At 31.3% G+C, this 6,119-nt stretch carries 7 protein-coding genes; all 7 read right to left on the bottom strand.

Annotated elements, in window-relative coordinates:
- On the bottom strand, positions 1–693 hold a 693-nt coding region (locus DR024_RS04630; RefSeq protein ID WP_111918216.1), incomplete at its 3' end, for an ABC transporter ATP-binding protein.
- A gap of 15 nt (positions 694–708) precedes the next feature.
- Entirely contained in the window at positions 709–2,283 is a 1,575-nt protein-coding gene (locus tag DR024_RS04625; RefSeq protein ID WP_027097305.1) for a ClC family H(+)/Cl(-) exchange transporter, read from the bottom strand.
- 185 nt (positions 2,284–2,468) lie between these two features.
- Positions 2,469–2,888 (bottom strand): gamma-glutamylcyclotransferase family protein, encoded by a 420-nt coding sequence (locus DR024_RS04620; RefSeq protein ID WP_034865866.1) that lies wholly within the window; start codon positions 2,886–2,888, stop codon positions 2,469–2,471.
- Complete coding sequence (gene pcp, locus DR024_RS04615) at positions 2,888–3,529, bottom strand: pyroglutamyl-peptidase I (RefSeq protein ID WP_055184884.1); 642 nt, start codon at positions 3,527–3,529, stop codon at positions 2,888–2,890. The genes DR024_RS04620 and pcp overlap by 1 nt, the downstream gene beginning before the upstream one ends.
- A gap of 19 nt (positions 3,530–3,548) precedes the next feature.
- Positions 3,549–4,478 (bottom strand): DUF979 domain-containing protein, encoded by a 930-nt coding sequence (locus DR024_RS04610; protein ID WP_027097302.1) that lies wholly within the window; start codon positions 4,476–4,478, stop codon positions 3,549–3,551.
- 19 nt (positions 4,479–4,497) lie between these two features.
- A complete protein-coding gene (locus DR024_RS04605; protein ID WP_049180371.1) occupies positions 4,498–5,181 on the bottom strand; it encodes a DUF969 domain-containing protein in 684 nt (227 codons plus the stop codon).
- Between the two features lie 241 nt (positions 5,182–5,422).
- Entirely contained in the window at positions 5,423–6,112 is a 690-nt protein-coding gene (locus DR024_RS04600) for an amino acid ABC transporter ATP-binding protein (protein WP_055184881.1), read from the bottom strand.
- Positions 6,113–6,119 lie beyond the last annotated feature (7 nt).

Raw genomic sequence — 6,119 nt, 5'->3', positions numbered from 1 at the left:
AACAAGCTTTACATAATCTCTCTTCTCATCAATTAAATCATATCCACCTAACTCATAGCCAATAGAACCATTATATAAGAATCCCACCCTATCAGCTAACACCTCTAGTTTATCAAGCATATGTGTAGATATTAAAAATGAGGTTTTCCTTTCTCTTTTTAAATTAGTTATTAAATCTATAATCTCTTTAATTTTAATAATGTCCAACCCATTAGTAGGCTCATCTAAAATAACTAAATCCGGCCTATTTAATAAACCTCTTCCTATTGCTACCCTTTCTCTCATGCCTAAAGAAAGCTCCTTTGGTTTCTTCTTTAATACTCCATGTAATCCAACAAGCTTTTTAACTTCCTCTATTCTTTCTTTATGATTTAAGTCCATATATCTACATACTATTTCAAGATTTTTTTCTATGGTAAGCTCCTCATAAAATATTGGTGTTTCAATAATTGCACTTATCCTTTTGTAAACATCTTTATCATATTCAGTAACCTTATTACCAAATAAATAAACATTTCCTTTAGTTGCTTTTAAAGTATTCATGATAATTTTCATCAGTGTACTCTTTCCAGAGCCATTAACTCCTACTAATCCATATACTTCTCCAGCCTTAATACTTAAATTAACATTATTTAATACTTCCTTATTATTAAATTCTCTACTAATACCTTCTAAACTAAGCACATTCCCCATCTCTCTCTCCACTCTTTAGCCAACAACCTTAGTAGCTATTCTTTCTATTTCCTCTAAAACTTGACTTACTCTATCTTCAGCAACTAAAACCACAAGAAAATCTCCACCTTCTATCTTTGTATTACCTTTAGGTATTATTTCTTTATCACCTCGTTTAATAGCCACTAATAAACAATCTTCAGGCCAATCTACCTCTTTTAAGTATTTACCTTCAATAATACTTCCCATGAATACAGCCACTTCTATTAAGGTTTTATTTCCTTTTTGAAGAACTGCTTCTCTTTTATTATTTTTTAATACTCTTTCTAAAAGACTTTCGTATATTGGCTCTGATTTAAGTATATCAGCTGTTAAGTAAGAAATAATAACTACAAAAGCTAGCGCTAACATATGCTCAAATGACCCTGTCATTTCTGTAATTAAAATTATCCCTGTTATTGGTGCTTTAACTATTGCAGCAAAATGCCCAGCCATAGCCAATATAATAAAATTTACAATATATTCACTTGGTAATCCAAAGGCATTACAAACAATAACTCCAAATATATTTCCTACCAAAGCCCCTAATACTAATAATGGAAAGAAAATTCCTCCAGGTGCTCCTGATCCAAAACTAACAAAGGTGAAAATAAACTTTATCAAAAGAAATATGATTAAGATTTTAAGTGTAAAACCTTCATTAACTAAAGATATTATTAAATCATGTCCTCCACCTAATAATATAGGGGACATTATTCCAACCACTGCTGCACAAAGAAAAGGAATAGCAACCTTAATTTCTACAGGTACTTTTTTTAGTTTTCCGTATATATCTTGAGATTTAAGCAATCCCTTATTAAATATCATTCCTGAAATACCCACAAAAACTCCCATAATCAATAAAAGCCAATAATATTTCAATGGAAAAACATCTACATTTTTAAAACTCATAGCTGGTTCTAAGCCTAAGAACTGTTTACAAACAAAATCTGCTGCTAGAGATGATGCCATAGCTGACAATAAAACTAACGGAGAAAAATTTTTATGCACCTCTTCTAATGCAAATATTACTCCTGATAGTGGAGCATTAAATGCTGCTGATAGTCCAGCGCTTGCACCACTTGTTATTAAAAACTTTTCTTCAATATTTATTCTCTTAAAAACCTTAGAAAACCCTTCTCCTACAGCTCCCCCCATTTGTACAGATGGACCTTCTCTTCCAACTGAAAGTCCAGCAGACAAACTAAGAATTCCTCCGAAGAATTTATAAAATAATACCTTCAACCAATTTATCTTTATTTTTTTTCCTAAAATACCTTCTAATTGTGGTATTCCACTTCCAGATATCATAGGCTCCTTCTTCACCATAATTCCTACTATTATTCCAACTAAAATTACAACACAAAAAACTTTTAATAAGTTCAAGAAACTACTACTAGCATCACTATATAAAGTTTTAAATAAAGGAGATAATTTAGTAATTAATATTCTATTTAATACAATTACTATTCCAACTAAAGCTCCTATAATGGTGGCTTCTCCAACCAACTTAAACCTTAAACTATGTCTGTGATTAATTATTTCTGATATTCCATTTTTTTTATTACTCATTTTGCTCCCCCCAAGCTGTTACAATAGTCCACTATACATTTTATACTATTTTGTATTTTTTTTCATTTTATTGTTGTAAATTATATATGAATTTAGCATTTAGCTAAATTACTTCAAAAAAAGAATATTCGTAAGATTTTTTTCTTACGAATATTCTTAGTAAAGAAAGAGTTTTTAAGTTCTTCCTATTTTGTCATATGCTTTTTCCAATCCCCATGTTCAACTAGAACTGCTTCATCATGGAATCTTGTATCAATACTTTTATTATAAAAATATGAATAACACTTTTCTTTTGTACCATCTTCAAATTCTACTTCAACCAAGACTTTATTATATTCATTGTTAGGATTGCCTTCTCCAAGAACTCCCTCCATCTTGTCAACTGCCTCCATTACTTCATCATAATTAGAAAATTCCATAACTTCCCCAACTACTTCACCTAAACCACTTAAAACAGCTGGATATCCTTTATAGGGCATATGATATAATACTACATCCTTAATCTTAGCCCTTCTATTAGATATGACATTCCCTTTTAAGTATTTATCATAATTGAAAAAGCCTTCTCTTAAACTTCCATAAGCAAACATTTTTATTTGACTCATTAGCAGATAGTCCCTCCAACAGCTTTTAAATCCGTGTCATTTTCAACAGCTGCCTTAATGCATAATTCTAATCCCTTAGCTATGTCATCTAGGGACATTGCTGGAGTATTTGGCTTTGTAACTACTTGTGATGGAATATATGGTACATGTATAAATCCACCCTTCTTACCTGTATACTTCTTATGAATCATATATAATACACCGTACATTACATGATTACATACAAATGTTCCCGCTGAGTTTGAAACAGATGATGGAATTCCACCTTCTTGCATTTCCTTAACCATAGCCTTAATAGGTAAGTTAGAAAAATATGCATTTTCTCCATCTTCAAATATAGCTATATCAATTGGTTGATTCCCTTCGTTATCCTCTATTCTAGCATCATCCATATTAATTGCTACTCTTTCAGGAGTAACTCCAAATCTTCCACCTGCTTGACCTATAGATATTATTATATCTGGATTATGTTCTTGTATTGCCTCTTCTATCTTTTCTAATGCCTTTCTAAAAACTGTAGGTATTTCTAACTTAATAACTTCAGCTCCTGAAATTTCATTAGGTAACTTTTTAACTGCTTCTAATGCAGGGTTTATTTTTTCTCCACCAAATGGATCAAATCCTGTTATTAAAACTTTCATATCTATCTCTCCTTTATCTTTAGAATGCTAAGAAATACATTAATGGAATATGTATTGCAAGTAAAACTATGGCATATACAGATTGTACTTTTATAACTGCATTTTTATCTTCTATTTCTAATAGTGCCACTGGTAAAACATTAAAGTTTGCTGCCATAGGAGTCATTAATGTACCACAGAACCCTGCTGTCATTGCAAGAGCTGAGGCTACTATTGGATCTCCACCTTGCATAAATACAAAAGGAACACCTATACCAACTGTTATTACAGTAAATGCTGCAAAAGCATTTCCCATTATTGCTGTAAATAATGCCATACCTACACAGTATGCTGTTATCCCAAGCCAAATATTACCTTCTGGAATAACATTTGAAATCATATTAGATATAATATCTCCAACACCTGCTGCTGTAAATAATGCACCTAATGCTGCTAGTAACTGAGGTAAAATTGCTGTAGAGCTTACTGATTGAAGCATTCTATCACTATCTTCCACTACTTCAGAAACTGAACATCTTGTAATTATAAGCGTTAATATAAGAGCTGCTACTGCTGAAATACCTATAGCTGCCACACCAGATATAGGTGTAAATTGAGCAATTGCAAGTGCAACGAAAGCTATAACTAGTGATGGTAAGAATATTTTTAACCCTATCTTTTCAGCCTTAACCCTAGAAAAAGTATTATCTAACTGCTTAATTGTACCCATATTAACTTGATTAAATCCTGATAATATAGCTATAACTATTATCAACCCTCCAACCACTTCAGCTGGAATAAACTGTCCAAATATAAATATAACTGCTAATATTCCCCAAAATGCCGCTGTACCATATCTAGTTTTATGTTTTTTATCTTTTAATGTATATATCATAGTTAATATCATCATTAATCCAACCATGACATAGAATATGTTCAATAATATATCTGAAAGTGCTTTTATATCCATCTAGATTTTCCTCCTTAGTTTATTTCTTTATTCCGTACTTTCTCTTTAAGCTTCTATCTAATAAATAATTTTGTAATACACCTAATATAAAGGCTATTATTGCAACCGGAATAGATGCCTTAGCTATTGCTAGTGTATCAACAGTTTCTCCAAGCCCTGGTAAATTTAAAGTACCAAGTGTACTTGCAATTAATAAAACTCCTGAGTTAGCCATAAATACGTTTTGTCCAAAAAAGTTTGCTATATTATCTGATGCTGCAGAATAAGCTTTTATCTTATCTTCGTCCTTTTTATCAATTTCTCCATACTCTGCTATAGCTGCTCCTTGAGCCATTGGATTTATAAGAGGTCTTACAAACTGAGGATGTCCACCTAATTTAACTGATAGTGTAATAGCAATTTCTCTTACAAATAAATACCCACTAATTATCTTACCAGTAGATAATCCTTTTGCCTTTTTTATTAACATAATTGCCTTTTCTTTTAATCCATATCTTTCACACAAACCTATTACTGGTAATGTTAAAAGAAATAAACACATTTCTCTTTTTGCTACAAAAGTTTCGCCTAAGGTTCTAAGTATTTCTACAATGCTCATATCAGCTACTAACCCCGTTACAACACCTGCCGATATAACTACTGCAATTGTGTTAAGTTTTAATGCGAACCCTACAATAATAATTAATATTCCAATTAAAGCCACTTTTAATCAATCCCTTCTCTTTTGTACAAGCTTAATTTAATTTATTATAACTAATTTTTCGACCTTTTTCCACGATTACAATTCTCATTTTATAAATAAATTATATAATTACATATCATTTTGTCGATTTTTCATATATTTTTCTCACTTTTTTATACCAACTTGCTTCAACTAATAAGTTGTTACCCAAAATTTATTTTATAAAAAAAGAGAAGATTATATTACAAATCTCCCCTTACCCCTAATTAATTTGTTCAAAAATTAAACCTTCAATTAACTTTCCTTTATCCATAGATACAATCCTGTGTGCTACCTTTTTAGCAAAATCCATATCATGTGTTATTATAAGGGTAGCCATTCCAGTTAAACTCAAACTTTTTATAAGCTTTGCCACCTCATCTGTTAACCCTGGATCTAAAGCTGAAGTTGGTTCATCAAAGCATATAAGCTTAGGTTCTAATGCTAATGCTCTTCCTATTGCAACCCTCTGCTTTTGCCCACCTGACAACTGAAATGGATAGCTATTAATTTTATCCTCAAGTCCTAAAAATCCTAAAATTTCCTTAGCCTTATTTATAGCAACCTCTTTTTTTATCCCCAATACCTTTTGAGGTGCCTCTATTAAATTTTCTAAAACACTCATATGAGGAAATAAATTAAATCCCTGAAAAACTAACCCTATATCTCTTCTTATATCTTTAAGCCCCTTTTTATCTATATACTTACCACTATGGCATAATTCTTTGCCATTAATTTCTATATTCCCAGAATCTGCTTCCTCTAGTGCATTAATACACCTTAAAAGAGTAGTCTTACCTCCACCAGAAGGCCCCACAACAACTAATATTTCTCCTGATTTAATTTCTAAGTCTACCCCTTTTAAAACCTCTACTTTTCCAAAGCTCTTAGTTAACCCACTAACTTTTAGCATAAATATC

This window comes from Clostridium paraputrificum (assembly GCF_900447045.1).
GTDB lineage: Bacteria > Bacillota > Clostridia > Clostridiales > Clostridiaceae > Clostridium > Clostridium paraputrificum.
The sequence above is the reverse complement of the archived record's forward strand: the minus strand, read 5'-3'. Positions and strand labels throughout refer to the sequence as shown.

Bases quoted from the DNA above. Each gene is read 5' to 3' on its own strand.
- DR024_RS04625 (WP_027097305.1), bottom strand. From the start codon at position 2,283: ATGAGTAATAAAAAAAATGGAATATCAGAAATAATTAATCACAGACAT.
- DR024_RS04620 (WP_034865866.1), bottom strand. From the start codon at position 2,888: ATGAGTCAAATAAAAATGTTTGCTTATGGAAGTTTAAGAGAAGGCTTT.
- pcp (WP_055184884.1), bottom strand. From the start codon at position 3,529: ATGAAAGTTTTAATAACAGGATTTGATCCATTTGGTGGAGAAAAAATA.
- DR024_RS04610 (WP_027097302.1), bottom strand. From the start codon at position 4,478: ATGGATATAAAAGCACTTTCAGATATATTATTGAACATATTCTATGTC.
- DR024_RS04600 (WP_055184881.1), bottom strand. From the start codon at position 6,112: ATGCTAAAAGTTAGTGGGTTAACTAAGAGCTTTGGAAAAGTAGAGGTT.